Here is a 21,655-nt window from a genome sequence, read left to right on the forward strand (position 1 = left end):
TGCCGTCGAGTGGATCGATGATCCAGACACGGTCGGCGTTCGCGCGGTCGCCCACGTCGTCGGCTTCCTCCGAGAGCACAGCGTCGGAGCCGCGGTGCCGATGCAGGACCTGTGCGATCCACGCCTGCGCCATGGCGTCCCCGACGTCGCCGAGCTGTCGACCGGCGAGCAGCTGCCCCGAGCGCACTCCGACGAGAATCTCTCCAGCCCCGCTCGCGATCCGGGCAGCGAGCTCGGCGTCGGAATGTGCGGAGATCATCCACTTACTAGAGCACACTGGAGGTATGCCCGAACTGCCCGAGGTCGCCGCGATCGCCGACTACGTCGACGATCATGCGGCAGGATTCCCCATCCGACGAGTCGACGTCGCGTCGCTGTCGGTGCTCAAGACCGCCGACCCGCCCTACAGCGCGCTCGTCGGACGCATCGTCGACTCGGCCACGCGCATCGGCAAATACCTCGTGATCACCACCATTCCCGGCAGCCCCGAGCAGATCGACGAGCCGACGATCAGCGTGGTGATCCATCTGTCGCGCGCGGGGTGGTTGCGGTGGAGCGAGGACCTGTCACCGCGGCCACTGCGGCCCGGCGGCAAGAGTCCGATCGCGCTGCGGGTGCACTGTGGTCTTCCCGGTGAGGGATTCGACGTCACCGAGGCCGGCACCCAGAAGCGGCTCGCGGTCTGGGTGGTGCGCGACGTCGCCGACGTCGATCGCATCGCGTCACTCGGCCCGGATGCGATGGCGGTGACCCGCGACGAACTCGCGGAAATCCTGCGCGGAACCGCTGGACGCATCAAGAACGTGCTCACCGATCAGCGGGTGATCGCGGGTATCGGCAACGCCTACTCCGACGAGATCCTGCACACCGCGAAGCTGTCGCCGTTCGCGTCGTCGAAGACGTTGTCCGACGGCCAGATCGACACCCTCTACGACGCGATGCGCGGTGTGCTGACAGATGCCACCGAGCGACTCGAGGGTCTCGGCGTGGCGAAACTCAAGTCGGAGAAGCGAACCGGACTGCGGGTTCACGCGCGCACGGGCATGCCGTGTCCGGTGTGTGGTGACACGATCCGCGAGGTGAGTTTCACCGACCGGTCGTTCCAGTACTGCCCGACCTGTCAGACCGGCGGAAAGGTGCTCGCCGACCGCCGGATGTCGCGGCTGCTCAAGTGACGGACGCACGGTCGGCGGCAGGGAGCGCACAATCGGCGGCAGGGGGCGCACGGTCGGCGGCAGGGGGCGCACGGTCGGCGGCAGGGAGCGCACGGTCGGCACTGGCGGGGAGATTGCGGGCGGCAGGATGTGTGTTCGCGGAGGAGGAGGCGGCGATCCTTCTCGATGCCGCGCGCGACTGTGGCGATCTCTCCGAGATGACCGCTCGACGATGCGCGGGCGAGCCCCTCGAGCATGTGGTCGGCACGGTCCGGTTCGGTGCTGTCGACCTGCGCGTGGGACCGGGCGTGTTCATTCCGCGACAGCGATCGCTGCTGCTCGCCGAAGCAGCGCGTGACGCGGTGCGGAACCGCGCGTCCTCCCGCCCGGCACACGGCCGAGCAGGCGCGAGCGATGCGCAGTTGTGCGACCGACCCGTCGTGGTCGAGGCATACTGCGGGGTCGCGCCGATCGCGGCGTCTGTCGCCGACCGAGTCGCGGGCACGAGAATCCATGTCGTCGACGTCGATGCGACTGCGTTGGAGTACGCGCGCCGAAACCTGCCCACCTCGGCGCGGATTCATCGCGGCGATGGACTGTCGGCGCTGCCGGACGAGTTGCGGGGACGGGTCGACGTGATCGCCGCGGTGCCCCCGTACGTCCCCGACAGGGCCGTCGAATTCCTGCCGCACGAGACCGAGCACGAACCGCGGGCCGCACTGTTCGCGGGCCCCGAGGGGCTCGACCACATCCGACGACTCGCCCTCGAAGCGGGGGACTGGCTCGCCGACGGTGGCGTGCTGCTGATGGAGATGAACGCGGCGCAGGCCGAGCAGCTACTCGCCGAGACGAGCGACGTCTGGGGCGGCGCGCACAGCGTGGTGGGGGCCGACGAGCAGACCGCGGTGGTGCGGCTGGTTCGGCGCCACCGCGCGGCGGGGTAGGTTGTCGGGCGTGACGACCCGACAGAAGATCCTGATCACCGGCGCGAGTTCCGGACTCGGCGAGGGAATGGCACGAGAATTCGCGGCGCGCGGCCGTGCGCTCGGCCTCGCCGCCCGCAGACTCGACCGCCTCGAGACCCTCGCAGACGAACTGCGCCCGAGCGCTGCCCAGGTGGCGGTGAGCTCGCTCGACGTCACCGACGTCGACGCGGTGCCCGTCGCCTTCGGCAAGCTCTACGACGAACTCGGCGGCCTCGACCGTGTGATCGTCAACGCGGGTCTCGGAAAGGGCGCACCGATCGGCACGGGCAAAGCGCATGCCAACATCGAGACCGTGCAGACCAACCTCGTCGGCGCGCTCGCGCAGGCCGAGGCCGCGCTGGAGATCTTTCGCGCGCAGAATCACGGCCACCTGGTGTTGGTCAGCTCGATCAGCGGAATCCGCGGGTTGCCCAAAGCGCAGACAGCGTATTCGGCGTCGAAGGCCGGTGTCACGGCGATCGGGCAGGGGCTGCAGGCCGAATTCGCGAACTCGCCGATCACGGTGTCGGTCATCGCACCCGGTTACATCGAGACCGACATCAACCGCGGAGTGAAGACCGCGCTGATGGCTGACACGGAGTCGGGCGTCGCCGCGATGGTCAAGGCGATCGAGGCCGAGAAGTCGTACGCCCCGGTGCCGCCGTGGCCGTGGACACCGATCGCAGCCGCGCTGAAGTATCTACCCGGCTTCCTCACGCGCCGGATGATCTGACCGGATCGGCGCGCCGCGCAACCGCTTTCGCCAGTTCGATCACGAGGAAGATCACGACGCCCAGTGCGATCGGCACGACCCAGCCGACACCGGTCAGCGACGCCGACCCGAACCAGGTGTGCATGAACGGTGCATAGACGAAGACGAGTTCCAACACGACCAAGGCCCCGGATGTGTACCACACCATGGGGTTTCCGCGCAGAGCGCCGAGTCTGATGCTCGAGCTGTTGAGGTATCGGCAGTTGAACAGGTAGGCGAGCTGTCCGAACACCAGCATGTTGACCGCCGCGGTCTGCGCCACCGCCAGGGGGTGCCCACCGGATTTGGCGACGAAGTACACGGCTATGGTCGCAGCGGCCACGAGGACCGAGACGAAGGCGATCATCACCAGGTCGCCGCCTGCGATCAGCGGTTCGTCCTTGGAGCGTCGGGGACGGGTCATGATGCCCGGTTCGGCGGCCTCGAAGACCAGCGCGAGCGACAGCGTCACCGCGGTGACCATGTTGACCCAGAGGATCTGGACGGGGGTCAGTGGAAGCGAGAAGCCGAACAGTATCGCGACGAGGATCACCAGCGACTGCGCACCGTTGGTCGGTAGCAGGAACAGGATGGACTTGCGGATGTTGTCGTAGATCCGACGTCCCTCTTCGACCGCGCGCTCGATGGTGGCGAAGTTGTCGTCGGCCAGGACGATGCCCGCGGCCTCCTTCGTCGCCTCGGTGCCCTTGATACCCATCGCGACGCCGATGTCGGCGCGGGTCAGCGCCGGTGCGTCGTTCACGCCGTCGCCGGTCATCGCGACGTTCTCGCCCTGTGCCTGGAGAGCGGAGACGATCCGGAGTTTGTGCTCAGGGCTGGTGCGCGCGTAGATGTCGACGTCGCCTGCGACCTCACGCAGCCGTGTCTGGCTCATCTGCTCGAGTTCTGCGCCGGTCAGTGTCGGGGCCGCGGGATCGGTGACGATGCCCATCTCGACAGCGATGGCCCGAGCGGTACCCGAGTGGTCGCCGGTGATCATCTTGACCCGGATGCCCGCGGTGTGACACTTGGCGATTGCCGAGATCGCCTCCGGGCGCGGCGGATCGACGATTCCGGCGACCCCGAGGAAGGTCAGGCCGGTCGCGACGTCATCGATTGTCAGCGCCTTGAGGTCGGGAGCCGGTCGCGTCGCGGCGGCAAGTACCCGCAGCCCCTGTGCGCTGAGTTCGTCGATGATCTGCTGCCAGCGGGCGCGGTCGAGCGGCTCGGGTGTGCCGTTCTCGTCGAGTTGGCTGGTGCTGCGGTCGAGCAGCCGGTCGGGTGCGCCCTTGACGAGTACGGCGCGTGTGCCGTCGGGTAGATCGGAGAGTATGGCCATGAATTTGTTCTCGGACTCGAAGGGCACCTCGTCGAGTCTGGGCGCGTCGTCGTCGAATCCGGCCTTCAAGGCGAGCGTTCGCAGCGCGCCCTCGGTGGGTTCGCCGACGAGCTGCCAGCGGCCGTCGATCTCGGAGACACGTGCGTCGTTGCACAGGCCCATGACCTCGACGAATTGCGTCAGGTCGGGGTGATCGCCGAGCGAGACGGCCCCGCTCTCGTCGGAGATCGATCCATGCGGGTCGTAGCCGGTTCCCTCGACCGAATACTGACTCCTTCCGGTGACCACGGTGCGCACCGTCATCTCGTTCTGGGTGAGCGTTCCGGTCTTGTCCGAGCAGATCACGCTGACCGAACCCAGGGCTTCGACCGCGGGGAGCTTGCGCGTGATCGCGTGTCTGCGCGCCATCTGTTGAACGCCGAGAGCCAGGGTGATCGTCACCACCGCCGGAAGCCCTTCGGGTATCGCAGCGACTGCGAAACCGATTGCGGCCGAGACCAGTTCGTCGATGGTGAAGTCGTGGGCCAGTTTCCCGATCACGATGATGACCGCGGCGAGCACGAGAATGGCCACGGACAGTTGCCTACCGAACTGTTCGAGTCGCCGCGTCAGCGGTGTATCGACCTGCTCGATGTCAGACACCATCGACTGGATGCGGCCGATTTCGGTCTGCTGCCCCGTGGCGGTCACCACGCCCACACCGGTACCGGCCGCCACGATCGTCCCCGAGTACGCCATGGAATGGCGGTCACCGATGCCTGCCGCGGCGTCGGCGGCGATGGTGTCCTTGTTCGCCGGAACCGACTCCCCGGTCAGCGGCGACTCCTCGATACGCAGGTTCGTGGCCTCGAGAAGTCGCATATCGGCGGGGACGCGATCGCCCGACCTGACCGACACGACGTCGCCGGGCACGACGGTGTCGGCCTCGACGTCGACCCAATCCCCGTCACGGCGGACCCGCGCGTGGAGCGACAGCATGCTGCGGATACCTGCCAGCGCGCTTTCGGCCCGACCCTCCTGGATGAATCCGACGACCGAGTTGATCACGGCGACAGCGAGGATCACGGCGAAGTCGATCCATTCGCCGAGGATCGCCTTGAGGACGCCCGCACCGATGAGGATGTAGATCAGGATGTTGTTGAACTGGGCGGCGAACCGGAGGATCGCCGGACGTGATCGTGCCTCGGCGAGCCGATTGGGACCCACGCGCTCGAGGCGCTCCGCAGCGGCGACGCTGCTGAGTCCGTCTGCGGAAGACCCGAGGGCAGCCAGCGTCTCTCTGCGTCCCTTGGCGTACGACTCGGAAACCGGCTGTGTCAACGTGAGATCCTTCGGGATCGGCGGGTGACGGACCCCGCCGTTGTCACGCTACTACCCGGGACCGCGCGGGGCGCGCCGAACGAGACCCGTCCGATACCGCCGCGACCGGGTCAGCCGGCCGGCGACGGGGCGGGAGAACTGCTGGCGACGTCGGCAGGGTTGCGCCACACGACAGGTGACGCCTTGTAGTTGAGCGCGTCGTCGCCGGTGGTGTCGGCCCAGTAGATGACCTGACGGAGCTTCTGCCCCTCGTCGGCGTAGGCGACAAGGCACGTGGCGTAGGACTCTCCGCGGCGCATCGTCTCGGGAGGTTTCGGATTGGCGCAGTCGGCGAGTGACGTCGACGGTGGCATCGTCAATGCGGCTGAGCGTCCGTCCACGGAACCGGCGAACCCGAGAACCCCGGGTGCAGGTGCCGGCCTGGCAGCCAATGACGTAACCGTCACGTACACGAAATAGGCCGTGCCACCACGCGTCTGGGCGCTCGGGACGTCCTTGCCAGGTGTGATCCCGGTGACCGTGTACATCGCCGTCGCCCCTTCGGCACGGTAGGCGTCCGCGGGCAGCACGGCGGATGCGCCGAAGTCGAGGGTGGTGCCCGGTACGGTGCGCGCCTGCTGTCCAGGGGGGACGGTCACCGCTGCCGAGCGGGGGACCGAGGTGGCTGTTTCGCCGGTGCCCGCCGAGTCCGAGGAACACGCCGCGAGACCGAGTAGCCCGGCGACACAGATCAGCGCTGCCCCGAGACGTAGCGGCGATACGGTAGTTCTCACGTGCGTAAGGTATCGGATGTGGGTTCCAAACAGGGACAAGTGGTGGCCAATGGCGCGTTCGCGCTCTTCTCACGACGACGCGCGGACGACATGAACGAACTGTTGGAGTCGATCTTCGGTCGAGAAGACATCAGGGCCGTCGGTGCCGACTGGCGCGGCATCGTCTACTTCACTCTCGACGATGACGACGAACTCGCTCCCGACACGGTCGTCGGTTTCGATCCGTCGAGCGGAGCGTCGGGGCCGCTGGCCACGCTCGACGAGGTTCGCGCGGCAGTCAACGACGGAGAGATCGCCGACGCCGTGGACGTGGCCGGGTTCGACGCCTGGCGCAGCGCGACGGGTACTCGTGATCTGGCGATGGGCGACTGCGTGCCGCCGCTGGTTCTGGAATTCCTCGGCGGCGACGCGGGTGACCGCGCCGACGAACCGCAGGATCTGATCACCTACGTCGCTGTCGCGGCAGCGCTGATGGGTCGACTAGAGGCGCTCGGGGTGCAGCCGGGTGACGAGATCCCACCCGAGGTGTTCGACGACGAGCGCTGGACCTGACTCAGGCGGTGCGCCCGCGCTCGGCGCGGTACCAGCGGACCAGGGCGTCGGTCGACGAATCTGCTTGCTGCGCCGGGGCTTCGGCATCGGTGATGACACCGAGTAGCTCCTTGGCCTGTGTCTTGCCGAGCTCGACGCCCCACTGGTCGAACGAGTTGATACCCCACAGCGTGCCCTCGACGAAGACCTGATGCTCGTAGAGCGCGATCAGCTGGCCGATCACCGAGGGCGTCAACTCGCGCGCGAGGATCGACGTCGACGGACGATTGCCCGGCATCACCTTGTGCGGCACCACTTTCTTCTCGACGCCCTCTGCCTCGATCTCCTCGGCGGTCTTGCCGAATGCGAGCACCTTGGTCTGCGCGAAGTAGTTGCTCATCAGCAGATCGTGCATCGAGCCGGTGCCGTCCGAAGTGGGGAGGTCGTCGGTGGGGTTGGCGAAGCCGATGAAGTCGGCGGGTACCAGACGTGTTCCCTGATGGAGCAGTTGGTAGAAGGCGTGCTGGCCGTTCGTTCCCGGTTCGCCCCAGAAGACCTCGCCGGTGTCTGTGGTGACGTGCTCGCCGTCGGCCTTCACCGACTTGCCGTTGGACTCCATCGTCAACTGCTGCAGGTAGGCCGCGAAACGTGCCATGTCATTGGAGTACGGAAGCACCACGCGTGACTGGGCGTCCCAGAAATTCGAGTACCAGAATCCGATCAACGCGAGGAGCACCGGCGCGTTGCTCTCCAGTGGCTGTGTGCGGAAGTGCGTGTCGACGGTGTGGAATCCGGCGAGGAACTCGGCGAAACGTTCCTTGCCGATCGCGGCCATCACCGACAATCCGATGGCCGAGTCCACCGAATAGCGTCCACCGACCCAATCCCAGAAGCCGAACATGTTGACCGGATCGATCCCGAAGTCCGACACCGCCTGTGCATTGGTGCTGACGGCGGCGAAGTGCTTGGCGACGGCGTCCTCGCCCGCACCGAGTTTGTCGAGGAGCCAGCGTTTGGCCGCCGCCGCGTTGGTCAGCGTCTCCAGCGTCGTGAAGGTCTTGGAGGCGACGATGAACAGGGTCTGCTCGGCGTCGAGGTCGGCGAGGGTCGCCACCATGTCGGCCGGGTCGACATTGGAGACGAAGTGGCAGCGGATGTCGGTGTCCACGTAGTGCCGCAGTGAGCCGTACACCATGACGGGACCGAGGTCGGAGCCGCCGATTCCGATGTTGACGACGTCGGTGATGGGTTTTCCGGTGTGTCCCTTCCACTCACCGCTGCGCAACTTGTCGGTGAATGCGCCCATCGCGTCGAGGACCTCGTGGACGTCGTGAACGACGTCCTGGCCGTCGACCACGAGCTGGGCGTCGGCGGGCAGGCGTAGCGCGGTGTGCAGCACGGCGCGGTCTTCGGAAGTGTTGATGTGCACGCCCGCGAACATGTCGTCGCGGTGGTGTTCGAGGTTTGCCTCGCGCGCGAGTGAGAGGAGGAGATCGATTGTCTCGGAGTCGATGCGGTGTTTGGAGTAGTCGATGTGGAGGTCTCCGACATCGATCGTGAACTCGGTACCACGCGACGGGTTGTCGGCGAACAGATCACGGAGATGTCGCGCGGCGACCTGCGGCTGGTGCGCCGCCAGCGCCTGCCAGGGTTGAGTCGCTGTGATGTCCTTGCCGCTGCTGGAGACGTCGGTGCCCATGGGTCCACACTATGTGCTCGGTGGTTCGTGCGTGCCCTGATGAGGGTTCGGGGAGACGTCTCGTTACCGTCGGTTCACCATCGTGGAACCGACACGGCATCATCGACCGAGCGGACCCCTGCCGAGGCGCAGCAACAACATGGCGAGGGTGTGGCCTTCCTGGCCGAGGTCGGCGAAGCGGTCGATGACCTTGACCTCACGGGAATGCACGAGTCGGGGACCACCCGACGCCATCCGTGTCGCGCCGACCTTCTTCGACACTGCGGTTCTGCGCTTGATCGCGGCGAGGATGATGGCGTCGAGGCGGTCGATCTCGACCCGGAGGTCGTCGATCTCGTCGGACAGACCCTCGATCGAGGGATCGAGTTGGTAGTAGTCGAGGTCGATGGACTTCTCGAACGGCACCGACGACGAACCCGATGACGAATCGGGGGTCTTCGCAGGGGTCTGATCGTCACTCGCATCGCTCACCGGGGTGATTTTGCCACGCGCCACCCGCGACGGTTCTACTAGATCCCATGCCGAGCAGCTCGACGGTGACGTCGCATTCACGCACACCCGACGAGTCGGGTCGACGAGGCTCGCTCACAGGTCGGATCGGTTACATCACGATCGTGACGGCAATGGTGTTGATCGTCGCGCACCTGGTGATCAGGGCGTGGTTGGTGGCCACAGGCAACTTCTACTGGGACGACCTCGTTCTCATCGGCCGCGCGTCAACACAATCCGTGTGGTCGTGGGACTACCTCGGGCACAGTCATGACGGTCACTTCATGCCCGCCGCGTTCCTGGTGGCGGGCATCTCGACGCTCGCCGCGCCGGTCAACTGGTTGGTTCCGGCCGTGACGCTGGTGGTTCTGCAGGGTCTCGCATCGCTGTCGGTGTGGCGGATGATCCGCGTGGTGCTCGGGGCAGCGGGCGATCGGCTGGGTGCGCGACGTCCCGCGATCGAGGTGGGTGCTCTGGCCGCCCTGGCCTTCTATCTGTTCACACCGCTGACCGTGCCCGCGTACATCTGGTGGGCTGCCGGGCTCAATTCGCTGCCCATGCAGGCGGCGATGGCGTGGATCGTCGCCGACGCGGTGTTGCTGTGCACCGGTCGCGTGTCGGATTCGTCGCGCAGGTTCGTCGTGATCAGGTCGACGGTGATCTTCGTCGTGGCCCTCGCGTTCTTCGAGAAGTCGCTGTTCATCCTGCCTGTGGCCTTCATCGCCGCCGTGTTGACCGTGCGTGTCCCCACGGGCTCCGACGGCACCGGCAACACGGCCGACGGCACCGGGAAAACCGCCGACGGCACCGGTGACGGGGTGCCGCGTACGCCGCTCGTCGTCGCGTTCACGCGTGGGCGCGCTCTCTGGACGCCGCTGGCCGTGGTGTTCGTGGTGTGGGTCATCGTCTATTTCTCTGTCTCCGACGCGACGGCAGGCACCCACTCGGTGACGCAAACCGCGCAGCTGGTGTGGCGGTCGATCAACAAGGCGCTGGTGCCCTCCCTCATCGGAGGTCCGTGGGACTGGGAACGCTGGGTGCCGAGTCCGCCCATGGGTTTCCCCGCCGTGTGGATGATCGTCGTCGGGTGGGTTGTGGTGGCCGGGTTCGTCCTCTGGGCGATCAGGACGCGGGCCGGCGCGATCGGCGTACTGATCGCCATGGCGCTCTACGTCGTGGTCGCGCAGATCCCGCCCATGTGGAACCGGTCGAGCGCCAACACCCCACTCGAACTCGCGCAGACCATGCGCTATCTGCCCGACGCAGCGTTGGTGTTGTCCCTGGGTTTCGTGCTGCTGCTGGTGTCGCCGGCGCGGGTGCCCGGCCCGCGCGCCGGGGTCTCGGCCAGGCACGCCCACGGCGCGGACACCTCGACCTCACCTCTGGTGCTGGCGGGGGTGATGGCGGTGGCGTTCGCGGTCGCGTCGTCGATCATCTCCACCGCGGCCTATTCGACGTCGTGGCGCGACGATCCGACCGGTCCCTACCTCGCGAACGCAAAGCGGGCGCTCGCCGCGAACAAGGACACCACGATGTTCGATCAGGCGCTCCCGCTCGAGGTGCTGCTGCCGGTGGCCTACCCCGAGAACCAGATCAGCCACACGTTCGGGCGGCTGCGTGACCGCCCGACGTTCGGCGACCACACCGACCGCCTCGTGGTGCTCGACAACTCGGGCAATGCGGTGCCGGGCGCGGTGACTCCACGACGGAGCATCCCTGCCGGGCGCGGTTCCTGCACGAAACCGGAGCTCGACGGCCCGCGTCGCCTCTCGCTCGACGGCCCGTTGATCCAGTGGCGATGGACGATCGCGTTGGGGTACTGCGCCAATTCCGCTGGCCAGCTGCGCCTTTCGCTAGACGGTGGGGCGCCCGTGACGGTGCCGGTGGACGCTGGTCTGCACGTGGTCTATGTGCAGCTCGACGGCCACGGCACCGAACTCGACGTGCGGCCCCTCTCGCCGGGGCTCGCCGTGCACACCGGCGCGGGACGGGTCGGAGAGGTCGTCGACGCGCGACTCCTCGGCGGCTGAGGTGTCGGTGGGGGCGGGTAACCTGGACTCTCGATGACCAGTTCCACCCGCCCCACTCCCGACGCCGGTAGCCGCACACCCGTCACCCACGCCCAGGCAGCACGCTCCGACGACGCTTCCGCACGCCTTCTGGCAGGACTCAATCCGCAGCAACGTGCAGCGGTGCTCCACAGCGGATCGCCGCTGCTGATCGTCGCAGGTGCGGGGTCGGGCAAGACGGCGGTGTTGACACGACGCATCGCCTACCTGCTCGCCGAGCGCGACGTGTCGCCCGGTCAGGTCCTCGCGATCACCTTCACCAACAAGGCCGCAGCCGAGATGCGCGAACGCGTCATCGGTCTCGTCGGTCCGCGCGCCAACTTCATGTGGATCTCCACCTTCCACTCGACGTGCGTGCGCATCCTGCGTGCACAGTCGGCTCTGCTCGAAGGGCGCAACTCGAACTTCTCGATCTACGACGCGGACGACTCCAAGCGTCTGCTCGGCATGATCATCAAAGACCTCGACCTCGACCCCAAGAAGTTCGCACCACGCGGCGTCTCGGTGATCGTTTCCAACTACAAGAACGAGCTCGTCACCCCCGACGAGGCGATCGCCGCGACGGCCGACGGCGACCCCACCGAACAGGCGATCGCGCAGATCTACGCCGAGTATCAGCGCAGGCTGCGCACCGCGAACGCCTTCGACTTCGACGACCTGATCGGTGAGACCGTCGGACTGTTGCAGCGGCACCCGGAGGTTGCCGAGTACTACCGTCGACGCTTCCGTCACGTACTCGTCGACGAGTATCAGGACACCAACCATGCGCAGTACGTGCTGGTGCGTGAACTGGTGCTCGGCGGTGGATCCGACGATTCGCCCGGGGAGCCGGGCGTGGGCGGACGGGCGGTCGACCCGTCGGAGTTGTGCGTCGTCGGCGATGCCGATCAGTCCATCTATGCGTTCCGTGGTGCGACGATCCGCAACATCGAGGAGTTCGAACGCGACTTCCCGAATGCCGAAACCATTATGCTCGAACAGAATTACCGCTCGACGCAGACGATCCTGTCTGCTGCGAACGCGGTGATCGCACGCAACCCGAATCGTCGTGAGAAGCGTCTGTGGACCGACTCGGGCGACGGCGAACTGATCGTCGGGTACGTCTCGGATTCCGATCGCGACGAGTCGATGTTCATCGGCACCGAGATCGAGCGGCTCACCGACCACACGATCGGTGGAGTGTCGGAGTCGTACAAATACTCCGACATCGCCGTGTTCTACCGCACCAACACCGGTTCGCGACCGATCGAAGAAGTCTTCGTGCGCCACGGGATTCCGTACAAGGTGGTCGGCGGGACCAGGTTCTACGAGCGCAAGGAGGTCCGCGACGTCGTGGCCTATCTGCGCACCGTCGCCAACCCCGACGACTCGGTGAGCCTGCGCCGCATCCTCAACACCCCGCGACGCGGGATCGGCGACCGCGCCGAGGCGTGCGTCGCGGTACATGCCGAGAACACCGGTGCCAGCTTCTACCAGGCGCTGCTCGACGGTGCCGACGGCAGGGTTCCGCTGCTCAATTCGCGTGCGGTCAAACAGATCAGCGGGTTCGTCGAGCTGATCGAGGGATTGCGGCGCGACTTCCTGACCACCTTCGGGCAGGCCGACGATGAGGCGACCGACGTCGCGACGGTCTCTGACGCGACGGAGGAGGGTGCCGACATCGGCGAGCTGGTGGCCGCGATCGTCGACCGTAGTGGATACCGCGCCGAACTGGAGGGCTCGAGCGACCCGCAGGATGCCGCACGACTCGACAACCTCAACGAACTGATCTCTGTCGCAGCCGAATTCAGCATGGAGGCGGCTGCCGAAGCGGAGGTCGACGACGGTCTGGACGTTGGCGAGGATGTGGGTGGCACCGATGGCGAACCCGAGCCCGGATCGCTCGCGGCGTTTCTCGAGAAGGTCGCTCTCGTCGCCGACGCCGATCAGGTGCCGGACGAGGGTGACGGTGTTGTCACGCTGATGACCCTGCACACCGCCAAGGGTCTCGAGTTCCCGGTTGTCTTCGTCACCGGCTGGGAGGACGGGCATTTCCCGCACATGCGTGCGCTGGGCGATCCTGCGGAGTTGAGTGAGGAACGTCGACTCGCCTACGTCGGCATCACCCGCGCGAAGGAACGGCTGTATCTGACCCGGTCGATGACCCGCGCGTCGTGGGGGCAGCCGGTCTCGAATCCGGAATCCCGGTTCCTGCAGGAGATCCCGCAGCACCTCATCGACTGGCGGCGCACCGAGCCCAAGCGCGGCATGCGTGGATTCGGTTCCAGCGGAGGAGTTTTCGGACGCTCGGACGGCGGATCGTCGCGTACGCTCGGCCGTTCGCAGTACTCGACCGACCCCAATCGGGGTCGCAACAGGCAGATCCATCTCGACGTCGGCGATCGACACAACCATCCCAAGTACGGGATGGGCAAGGTGGTCGGCAAAGAGGGCAGTGGGGCCACCGAGCGCGTGGTCATCGACTACGGCGGTAGCACAGGGCGCGTCACGCTGTTGACGGCAGGCGGAATCCCCGGGGAGAAGCTCTGAGCCGCGCTGGACGGCGTTGCCCGGAGTTCAACCCTGGCGGGAGGCTCACTCCAGGGGCCGGGCGTGCGTCTAGGGGCCGGGAGTGTCGCTGTAGGTAAGAGAGAGTGGCTAAAGGGCCGGGGTGTCGGTCAGCCCGTGTAAGCCGACATCCGGACGCCGTGCTCGGCGAGCCACGGAGCCGGGTCGATCTTGGTGGTGCCGTTCTTCCAGACCTCGAAGTGGCAGTGCGGGCCCGTTGACTGGCCGTCGGACCCGACGAGTCCGATGACGTCGCCCGCCTTGACCGTCTGGCCCTTCTGGACGAGTACGCCGCTCGAGTACATGTGGCCGTACACGGTGACGGTGCCGTCCGATGCCTGGACCTGAATCCAGTTGCCGAAGCCCGACGCGGGGCCGGCTTCCTTGATGACGCCATCGGTCGCCGCGTGAATGGGAGTGCCCAGCGGCGCGGCGAAGTCGACGCCTCCGTGCATCGACCCCCAGCGCATCGCGAAGCCCGAGGTGAATTGGTAGATGCCGAGTGGGATCGGCGACTCGAAGTATGGCCGGCTCGCGGCAGCCTTGCGAGCGGCCTCGTCCTTGACGAGCTGTTCGCCCTCTGCGAGCTGAGAGGTGAACACGCTCATGTCCTGCGAGGAGGTGTCAGCCGCAGCGATTCCCGGCCCGAGGTCGGGAGTGGGTGCTGCGTTGTCGACATTCGCGGCGTTGGCGGGCGACGACGACGGTGCCGGCGCCTTGTCGGCGGTGCCGGCGTGAGCGGCGGCGGCGACGGCTGCGCCTGCTGCCATGGCGATGAGCGCGGCACGACCTCCGCGGAGGGCGGTCGGCGGGGCCGCGAGCCGATGCTTGCCGCGGGTACGTGTTCGACCGGGCCCGGGTATCTGCCGGAACGGCTTCTCGGCGGGCCGCATGTCGATCTCGCCGCTGAGGGGCGAGTCGACGTCGGCGTGGGGGAACGAGTCGAGCTGTGCGCCCTCGCTCTCGAAGGGGTCGTCGGCGTATGCCTCGAAGCCACCCTCGGGGATCAGGATGTCCTGTGTCAGCTCAGAGCGCGTCGGGCGGTAGTACGGCTCCCATGTCGACGGCGACCACGACTCCTGGTCTGCGGCGCTGTCGACGGCCCAGGGATCGTAGGAGTCGAGCTCGTCGATCGGAATGATCGCGGTCATCTCTTCGGCCGGGATGTCGTCGTACGTAGTGCCGCGTCGTGATGTCGCGGTGACGACCGTCGACGTCGACCTGCCCGGAGCTCCGCGTTCCGCCAAGTCGCCCACCTCGATTCCTGTTTCTTCGCTCCCGATATCGGTCGTTGTTACTGTTCGTGACCGATTCGTGATCCGTTCTGCTCGACTGACGGTAACGAAACGATTGCGGCAAGTCCAACGATCAGAGGAAAGAACCCGTCCAAATGTGAGCTGGGTCACCGTTCAACGGGTGCTGTGTACCTATCCCGAACATGATGTTCTCGATGTTGAATCTCGCCCAAATCCGTTGCGCTACGCCCTTCTTGCCGACTTCGTGCCCGGATGTTCCGAACCGGAGGCAGACTCTATACGAGGAGCGCGGCGCAGCGATCGAGGGCTGGTCGCCTGCGGCCCGATCACAACCGAACGAGTGATCTGTCGCACAAGGCGCGGAGGTCCTCTCTATGGCTGTATCCGGCAGGTTTAGAGTCCGATATGGCCCGTGTTACACCCAACATCAGCGGGCACAACGACGAAATGGTGAGCTGAATGGATCTCTTCGAATACCAGGCGAAGGAACTGTTCGCCAAGCATGGGGTTCCCACCACACCCGGTCGGGTCACCGACTCCGCCACCGATGCACGCGCGATTGCCGAGGAAATCGGTAAGCCCGTGATGATCAAGGCGCAGGTCAAGACCGGCGGACGTGGCAAGGCAGGCGGCGTGAAGTACGCCGCGACCCCTGACGACGCGCAGACCAACGCAGAAAACATCCTGGGCCTCGACATCAAGGGGCACATCGTCAAGAAGCTCCTCGTGGCAGAGGCGAGCGACATCGCCGAGGAGTACTACATCTCGTTCCTTCTCGATCGCGCCAACCGCACCTACCTGGCCATGTGCTCGGTGGAAGGCGGCATGGAGATCGAAGAGGTAGCAGCGACCAAGCCGGAGCGCCTGGCCAGGATTCCTGTCGACGCGGTCAAAGGCGTCGACGTCGCAACCGCGCGATCGATCGCCGAGCAGGGCCACTTGCCCGCCGAGGTACTCGACGCCGCCGCGGTGACGATCGCCAAGCTGTGGGAGGTCTTCGTCGGAGAAGACGCCACGCTGGTGGAGGTCAACCCGCTGGTCAGGACGCCCGACGATCAGATCCTCGCGCTCGACGGCAAGGTGACGCTCGACGAGAACGCCGACTTCCGTCATCCCGATCACGCCGAGTTCGAGGACAAGGACTCGACGGATCCGCTGGAGCAGAAGGCCAAGGAGAACGACCTCAACTACGTCAAGCTCGACGGACAGGTCGGCATCATCGGCAACGGTGCGGGTCTCGTCATGAGCACCCTCGACGTGGTCGCCTACGCAGGCGAGAACCACAACGGCGTCAAGCCCGCCAACTTCCTCGACATCGGCGGTGGCGCCTCGGCAGAGGTGATGGCCGCCGGTCTCGACGTGATCCTCGGCGACGACCAGGTCAAGAGTGTTTTCGTGAACGTCTTCGGTGGCATCACGGCGTGTGACGCCGTCGCCAACGGCATCGTCGGTGCTCTGAACAAGCTCGGCGACGAGGCGAACAAGCCCCTGGTGGTCCGTCTCGACGGCAACAAGGTCGAAGAGGGCCGCAAGATCCTGGCCGATGCGAATCACCCGCTGGTGACGCTCGCCGAAACAATGGACGCCGGCGCCGACAAGGCCGCCGAGCTGGCGAGCAAGTAAGGGGCCGCATCAATGTCGATCTTTCTGAACAAGGACAACAAGGTCATCGTCCAGGGCATCACCGGTGGCGAGGGAACCAAGCACACCGCTCTGATGCTCAAGGCGGGCACCAATGTCGTCGGCGGCGTGAACGCACGCAAGGCCGGAACGACCGTCACCCACAAGGACAAAGACGGCAACGACATCGAACTGCCCGTCTTCGGAAGCGTCGCCGAGGCGATCGAGAAGACGGGCGCCGACACGTCGATCGCATTCGTTCCGCCGAAGTTCTCCAAGGACGCGATCATCGAGGCGATCGACGCGGAGATCCCGCTGCTGGTCGTGATCACCGAGGGCATCCCGGTGCAGGATTCCGCCTACGCGTGGGCCTACAACGTGGACAAGGGCACCAAGACGCGCATCATCGGTCCGAACTGCCCGGGCATCATCACCCCGGAGGAGTCGCTGGTGGGGATCACCCCGGCGAACATCACCGGTAAGGGCCCGATCGGTCTCGTGTCGAAGTCGGGCACCCTGACCTACCAGATGATGTACGAGCTGCGTGACCTCGGCTTCTCGACCGCAATCGGTATCGGCGGCGACCCGGTCATCGGCACCACGCACATCGACGCGATCGAGGCCTTCGAGAAGGACCCCGACACGAAGGTGATCGTGATGATCGGCGAGATCGGTGGCGACGCCGAGGAGCGTGCTGCCGAGTACATCAAGGCCAACGTCTCGAAGCCCGTGGTCGGATATGTCGCGGGCTTCACCGCGCCCGAGGGCAAGACGATGGGTCACGCCGGTGCGATCGTGTCGGGTAGTTCCGGCACCGCGCAGGCGAAGAAGGAAGCCCTCGAGGCCGCAGGCGTCAAGGTCGGCAAGACGCCGAGCGAAACCGCGAAGCTGGCTCGCGAGCTGTACGAGAACCTGTGACCGCGTAGTCTCCGATTCTCCGGGCACCCCCGGTGCGGCCATTCGGGCCGCACCGGGGGTGTCTTGTTGTCGGCGTGCTGTGGTCTCTCGGGTGAGATACTGCACGGGTGACCAACGATGCCGCGGCTGCCAAGGCGGGCCAGAGTGCGGTACTCGGCGTGATGAGGCTTCCGTTCCGCGCCGCGTCGGCGATGGTCGACGCGGCCGAGCGCGTGCCGCTGGCGGGGTCGGTTGTCCGTGATGGCCGACGCGCAGTGCACACCGCGATCGAATCCGCGGAGGCGTTGGCAACCGTTGGCACGCGCACCGGTCTGGCGGCGCTGATCCGCGAGGTCGTCGATGCGTTCACCTCCGAAATCGACCTCACCGCGCTGGTGCTCGACAACGTGGACCTCGACAGGATCATTGCTTCGGTCGACATGAACGCGATCGTCGACCTCCTCGATCTCGACGCCATCGTCGCGCGGGTCGATCTCGATGCCGCAGTCGCGCGGGTGGACCTCGATGCCGCAGTCGCGCGGGTGGACCTCGATGCCGCGGTCGCGCGGGTCGACGTCGACAAGATCATCGACCGCGTCGATGTGGACAGGGTGATCTCGCGCGTCGACATCGAGGCGGTCATCGCCGGCGTCGACCTCGACGCGGTCATCGATACCGTCGACCTCGACCGTGCCGTTTCGCACGTCGACATCGACGCCGTGATCAACCGCGTCGACCTCATCGGGCTCGCCGATGTCATCATCGACGGTGTCGACCTGCCCGGAATCATCCGCGAGGCGAGTACCTCGGTGACCTCGGACGTGATGACCGACGTGCGCAGTACCAGTGAACGAGCCGACGACGCCGTCGCCGACATGGTGGGCCGTCTGCTGCGCCGACGTGTGGTTGCGGAGGTGGAGTCCGGTGAGCGTGACTGAATCTCACCCCGATTCCTCCCAGCCCGATCCTTCCCATTCCGATGTGTCCGGGCAGGGGACGGGCCACGAACGCGACGGCGCGCGCGACTCCTCCGACGTCGTGTCCGGTGATCGGGCTGTACGCCGCGAGGCGCGAAAGAACCAGTTCCACGCCGTTCACGACACCTCGAAGTCGGCGGGGATCGTGAGCCGCGGGGTAGGCGCGGTGATCGACCTGATCGTCGTGCTGGTCATCATGAGCGCCATCTATCTGGGAGTCGTGATGGCCAGGCTCCTCTACAACGTCCACGACTTCTCGATGCCGAGCACCAACGGGTTCTTCACGATCGGCGCGTTCATCGTCGTGTCGATCGTGTATCTCGCCAGCTGTTGGGCTGTGTCGGGCCGGACGCTCGGCAGCGTGGTGATGGGGATTCGTGTGGTGAACCGCAAGGGAAACCGTCTACGCCCGACAATCGCCGTGCTGAGGTCGGTGATCTGCGTGTTCTTCGCCATCGGCCTGTTGTGGGTCGGTGTCGACAGCAGACGACGGTCGGTGGCCGACGTGCTGCTGCGCACGCGAGTCGTGTACTCGCGCTAGCTCTGTCACCCCGGGTGAGAACACGACTACCGTGACTGTGTGGGCGAATCGGATCGGCTTTCGGCAATCGACATGGTGACCACACTGGTCGACGAGGGTACCTGGCGGTCTTGGGACACAGCGCCCGCATACGTCGCACTCGATGCCACGTATGCGGCCGCGCTCGGCAGGGCGCGCAGACGTACCGGTGTCGACGAATCGGTGATCACCGGCGTCGGGGAGGTCTCCGGTAGCCCGATTGTGCTGGTGGTCAGCGAGTTCGGATTCCTGGCCGGCTCCATCGGGCAAGCGGCCGGGGAGCGAGTGGTCGCCGCCGTCCGCCGTGCGACTCGTGAGCGGCTGCCGGTCTTGGCACTGCCGGCGTCGGGTGGAACCCGGATGCAAGAGGGAACGGTGGCTTTCCTACAGATGGCGGCCATAGCCGAGGCCGTCGAATGTCATCGGCGGGCGGGCCTGCTGTATCTGGTGTATCTACGCGATCCGACGACGGGCGGTGTGTTCGCATCGTGGGGATCCATGGGGCACATCACCTGGGCCGAACCCGGCGCGCTCATCGGCTTCCTCGGCCCGCGCGTGTTCGAGGGGCTGCACCACACAGCATTTCCCGAGGGCGTGCAGGTGTCGGAAAACCTTGCTGCACAAGGCATCGTCGACGCGTTGGTGCCGGTGGACGAGCTCGCGCAACGCGTCGGCAGCGTCGTCGACCTGCTCGTCGAGACCGACGATTCTCCCGCGGAGCCGATTTCGTCTCCCGCGGAGCCGATTTCGTCGCCCGCGGAGCCGACTTCGTCCCAGCCGGAGCCGACTTCGTCGCTGAGCGGGTCTGCCGCGATGAGCTCGTGGGACCACGTGCGCGCGACGCGCGCTCCCCACCGACCTGGGCTGCGGCAACTGCTGACCGACGAGACAGCGGTGATCCACGACGTCGGACCGATCATCTTGGCGCTGAGTCGATTCGGGCGGACCACGGCTGTCGTGATCGGTCAGGATCGGGCAGTCCAGGCGCAGGGGCGGCTCGTCGGGCCCGCGGATCTGCGGGTCGCGCGTCGAGGCATGGTTGTGGCCACAGAACTGCGGCTGCCCGTCGTCACGGTGATCGACACCCCCGGCGCCGACCTGTCCGTCGCCGCGGAGGAGGGCGGACTCGCGCGTGAGATCGCGCTCTGCCTGGCGGATCTCATTGCGGTCCCGCGTCCCACGGTGTCGGTCTTGCTCGGTGAAGGGGCCGGAGGCGCGGCACTTGCGTTGTTCCCCACGGATCGTCGACTTGCTGCACACGACGCGTGGCTGTCGCCCCTACCGCCCGAGGGTGCGAGTGTGATCGTGCACCGCGACACCGCCCACGCACCTGAACTCGCTGCGGCACAGGGCATTGTCGCCACCGACCTCGCCGACCGGGGCGAGATCGACGATCTCGTGTACTGGGGCCCCGACGCCGCAGAGGGTCTCCGTGCGCATATCGGGCGGACGCTGACGGGACTCGCGCCCGATCGTGCACGGCGCGTGCATCACTCGACAACCGTGAGTCGGAGCCGCACCCTCGCCGTTGGCGCAATCATCCGCGACGACCGCGGCCGCTTCCTGCTGGTCCAGCGCCTGCGTGACCCGCAGGCGGGGCGGTGGACGGTACCCGGCGGGAAGGTCGACCCGGTGGATACCGTCGGCCCGAACGGAATCCGTGACGATGCGGACGTGCTCGTCGCAGCAGTGATTCGCGAGATCGCCGAGGAGACGGGAATCGACGTCATGGTCGGCACCGAGGCCTGGGTGGTCGAGATACCCGACGGGAAGGGAGGGGTGTTCGAGATCCACGACTTCGTCGCCGTCCCGGTCGGGGGTGCACTGCGCGCCGCCGACGATGCGGCGGACGCCGGGTGGTTCACCGTCGACGAGATGCGCGCACTGCCGCTGACCGACGGACTGATCGAGCACCTGACGGCGGGCGGGTTCATCGAATGAAGCCGCTCCGATTCGCCGTGAACACAATCCGGCAGGCGGGCCAGTACTTTGGGAACTGGCTGGCTCGCCGCGCACGCCACCGATGACACCGCGCGGCACCGACGACCGAGGAGCGAGATGACCGACCTTCTGCCTCTGGACCCCGACGAATTGCTCACGACGACCCGCTCGGTTCGCAAGCGACTCGACCTGGAGCGACCTGTTCCGATCGAGGTGGTCCGCGAAGCGCTCGAGGTCGCGATCCAGGCCCCGACCGGGTCGAACGCGCAGGGGTGGCATTGGATCGTCATCACCGACACCGACCTCAAGCGTCAGGTCGCCGACTACTACGCCCGCTCGTTCGCCGCATATTCGGCGCAGCGGACGGTGTCGACCGAGACCGCCCGACGAGTCGCGGCCAGTGCCCAGTACCTCGCCGACGTGATGGGTGAGGTACCCGTGTTGGTGCTGGGCGCGATCAAGACGGGCGGCGAGTTGCCCGAGGGAAATCAGGCCGGGGTGTGGGGATCACTGCTTCCCGGCGCCTGGAGTCTGATGCTGGCACTGCGGGCACGCGGACTCGGCTCGGCGTGGACGACCTTGCACCTGACCTACGAGCAGGAGGTGGCCGACCTGCTCGGTATCCCCGACGGAGTACACCAGGGCGTACTCCTGCCGATCGCCTACACCCAGGGCACCGACTTCTCACCGGCGCAACGCAAGCCGCTCGACGACGTCTTGCACGTCAACGGTTGGTGATCGACGCGGCGGAACACGTCGCGTGCTCGA

Annotated in this window: 18 protein-coding genes; 12 read left to right on the forward strand and 6 right to left on the reverse strand. The window is 66.5% G+C overall.

Features of this window, described 5'->3' with window-relative positions:
• A partial coding sequence (locus tag GOOTI_RS10930) for an inositol monophosphatase family protein (RefSeq protein WP_007238646.1) occupies nt 1–259 on the reverse strand: 259 nt, incomplete at its 3' end.
• 25 nt (nt 260–284) lie between these two features.
• Between GOOTI_RS10930 and GOOTI_RS10935 the strand changes: the two genes are divergently transcribed.
• The 3 genes from GOOTI_RS10935 to GOOTI_RS10945 all read left to right on the forward strand — a co-directional run bounded on the left by GOOTI_RS10935 (nt 285) and on the right by GOOTI_RS10945 (nt 2,852).
• Nucleotides 285–1,175: a DNA-formamidopyrimidine glycosylase family protein gene (locus tag GOOTI_RS10935; RefSeq protein ID WP_007238647.1), complete on the forward strand. Its 891-nt coding sequence runs from the start codon at nt 285–287 to the stop codon at nt 1,173–1,175.
• Between the two features lie 131 nt (nt 1,176–1,306).
• The gene (locus GOOTI_RS10940) at nt 1,307–2,098 is read left to right on the forward strand and encodes a N5-glutamine methyltransferase family protein (protein WP_007238648.1); all 792 of its coding nucleotides are present in this window, start codon (nt 1,307–1,309) and stop codon (nt 2,096–2,098) included.
• Between the two features lie 10 nt (nt 2,099–2,108).
• Nucleotides 2,109–2,852 (forward strand): SDR family oxidoreductase, encoded by a 744-nt coding sequence (locus GOOTI_RS10945; RefSeq protein WP_007238649.1) that lies wholly within the window; start codon nt 2,109–2,111, stop codon nt 2,850–2,852.
• Here the strand turns inward: GOOTI_RS10945 and GOOTI_RS10950 are convergent.
• Both GOOTI_RS10950 and GOOTI_RS10955 read right to left on the reverse strand, forming a co-directional pair.
• Entirely contained in the window at nt 2,833–5,529 is a 2,697-nt protein-coding gene (locus tag GOOTI_RS10950; protein ID WP_007238650.1) for a cation-translocating P-type ATPase, read from the reverse strand. The genes GOOTI_RS10945 and GOOTI_RS10950 overlap by 20 nt on opposite strands.
• Nucleotides 5,530–5,639: 110 nt before the next feature.
• Complete coding sequence (locus GOOTI_RS10955; RefSeq protein WP_039993946.1) at nt 5,640–6,302, reverse strand: hypothetical protein; 663 nt, start codon at nt 6,300–6,302, stop codon at nt 5,640–5,642.
• Between the two features lie 18 nt (nt 6,303–6,320).
• Here GOOTI_RS10955 and GOOTI_RS10960 point away from each other — a divergent pair, with 18 nt between their 5' ends.
• Complete coding sequence (locus tag GOOTI_RS10960; RefSeq protein WP_039993947.1) at nt 6,321–6,854, forward strand: hypothetical protein; 534 nt, start codon at nt 6,321–6,323, stop codon at nt 6,852–6,854.
• A 1-nt stretch (nt 6,855) separates the two neighbouring features.
• Here the strand turns inward: GOOTI_RS10960 and pgi are convergent, their stop codons facing one another.
• A complete protein-coding gene (gene pgi, locus GOOTI_RS10965; RefSeq protein ID WP_007238653.1) occupies nt 6,856–8,532 on the reverse strand; it encodes a glucose-6-phosphate isomerase in 1,677 nt (558 codons plus the stop codon).
• Nucleotides 8,533–8,631: 99 nt separating this feature from the next.
• Complete coding sequence (locus tag GOOTI_RS10970) at nt 8,632–8,937, reverse strand: chorismate mutase (RefSeq protein ID WP_373279023.1); 306 nt, start codon at nt 8,935–8,937, stop codon at nt 8,632–8,634.
• Nucleotides 8,938–9,050: 113 nt separating this feature from the next.
• On the opposite strand from GOOTI_RS10970, the gene GOOTI_RS10975 reads away from it, so the two are divergent.
• Nucleotides 9,051–11,051: a hypothetical protein gene (locus GOOTI_RS10975; protein WP_373279022.1), complete on the forward strand. Its 2,001-nt coding sequence runs from the start codon at nt 9,051–9,053 to the stop codon at nt 11,049–11,051.
• 33 nt (nt 11,052–11,084) lie between these two features.
• Nucleotides 11,085–13,619: a UvrD-helicase domain-containing protein gene (locus GOOTI_RS10980; protein ID WP_007238656.1), complete on the forward strand. Its 2,535-nt coding sequence runs from the start codon at nt 11,085–11,087 to the stop codon at nt 13,617–13,619.
• A 128-nt stretch (nt 13,620–13,747) separates the two neighbouring features.
• On the opposite strand, the gene GOOTI_RS10985 is transcribed toward GOOTI_RS10980, so the two are convergent.
• On the reverse strand, nt 13,748–14,893 hold the full coding sequence (locus GOOTI_RS10985) for a M23 family metallopeptidase (protein ID WP_007238657.1): 1,146 nt from the start codon (nt 14,891–14,893) through the stop codon (nt 13,748–13,750).
• A 459-nt stretch (nt 14,894–15,352) separates the two neighbouring features.
• Here GOOTI_RS10985 and sucC point away from each other — a divergent pair, with 459 nt between their 5' ends.
• The 6 genes from sucC (at nt 15,353) to GOOTI_RS11015 (ending at nt 21,625) form a co-directional block, all read left to right on the forward strand.
• Nucleotides 15,353–16,516, forward strand: a complete 1,164-nt coding sequence (gene sucC, locus GOOTI_RS10990; RefSeq protein WP_007238658.1) for an ADP-forming succinate--CoA ligase subunit beta — start codon at nt 15,353–15,355, stop codon at nt 16,514–16,516.
• A 12-nt stretch (nt 16,517–16,528) separates the two neighbouring features.
• Nucleotides 16,529–17,431, forward strand: coding sequence for a succinate--CoA ligase subunit alpha (gene sucD / locus GOOTI_RS10995; protein WP_007238659.1), 903 nt, complete (start codon nt 16,529–16,531; stop codon nt 17,429–17,431).
• A gap of 107 nt (nt 17,432–17,538) precedes the next feature.
• Nucleotides 17,539–18,348 (forward strand): hypothetical protein, encoded by an 810-nt coding sequence (locus GOOTI_RS11000; protein ID WP_007238660.1) that lies wholly within the window; start codon nt 17,539–17,541, stop codon nt 18,346–18,348.
• Nucleotides 18,335–18,928, forward strand: coding sequence for an RDD family protein (locus GOOTI_RS11005; protein WP_007238661.1), 594 nt, complete (start codon nt 18,335–18,337; stop codon nt 18,926–18,928). Before GOOTI_RS11000 ends, GOOTI_RS11005 begins: the two co-directional genes overlap by 14 nt.
• 72 nt (nt 18,929–19,000) lie before the next feature.
• On the forward strand, nt 19,001–20,887 hold the full coding sequence (locus tag GOOTI_RS11010; protein WP_051997944.1) for a carboxyl transferase domain-containing protein: 1,887 nt from the start codon (nt 19,001–19,003) through the stop codon (nt 20,885–20,887).
• A 117-nt stretch (nt 20,888–21,004) separates the two neighbouring features.
• Nucleotides 21,005–21,625, forward strand: coding sequence for a nitroreductase family protein (locus GOOTI_RS11015; protein ID WP_007238663.1), 621 nt, complete (start codon nt 21,005–21,007; stop codon nt 21,623–21,625).
• The last annotated feature ends 30 nt before the right edge of the window (nt 21,626–21,655 follow it).

Origin of the sequence: Gordonia otitidis NBRC 100426 (genome assembly GCF_000248075.1) — a bacterium.
Lineage (GTDB): Bacteria > Actinomycetota > Actinomycetes > Mycobacteriales > Mycobacteriaceae > Gordonia > Gordonia otitidis.